This is a genomic window from Komagataeibacter melaceti (genome assembly GCF_003403295.1).
Taxonomy (GTDB): Bacteria; Pseudomonadota; Alphaproteobacteria; order Acetobacterales; family Acetobacteraceae; genus Komagataeibacter; species Komagataeibacter melaceti.
In genome coordinates, this window is the sequence record NZ_QUWV01000200.1 from 1 (window position 1) to 622 (window position 622).

The following is a 622-nucleotide window of genomic DNA, read 5'->3' on the forward strand; positions in this document are numbered from 1 at the left end:
CCAGTGCCTGGATCTGGGATTTCTCGTCGACACACAGCACGATCGCGCGGTTCGGCGGCGACATGTAAAGACCGACAATATCCCGAACCTTGTCGACAAATAGCGGGTCCGTCGACAGTTTGAAGGTTTCGGCCCGATGCGGCTGCAGACCGAAGGCGCTCCAGATCCGGCGGATGGTCGTATGCGACAGGCCGATCTCGGCAGCCATGGAACGGATCGGCCAGTGGGTCGCGTCTTTGGGCGTTGTGTTCAGCGTGCGCTCGATGACCTGCGTAACTTGCGCATCCGACACCGTGCGGGGCCGGCCGGCACGATATTCGTCGGTCAGGCCTTCGATGCCATCTTCGACAAACCGCCGCCGCCATTTGCCGACGGTATGCTCATGCACCCCCAGGCGTGCAGCAACTTCCTTGCTCTGCAAGCCTTCGGCACAGAGCAGAACCATCCGGCAGCGATCCGATAACGACCGCGGCGCCTTGTGACGCCGGACCTGCCCTTCAAGAAACGTCCGCGCATGAGGACTCAGCACCACCTCACCTGCCTGTCGTCCCGCCATCGTTCTGCTCCCGTCATTGCGACAGGAATATTATATAATGATGCTTATTTCAGTTCCAGATGACTA

1 protein-coding gene is annotated in these 622 nt (G+C 59.8%); it reads right to left on the reverse strand.

The window, feature by feature from the left end; genetic code table 11:
* A partial coding sequence (locus DY926_RS15990) for an IS630 family transposase (protein WP_116704256.1) occupies nt 1–556 on the reverse strand: 556 nt, incomplete at its 3' end.
* Nucleotides 557–622: the final 66 nt, after the last annotated feature.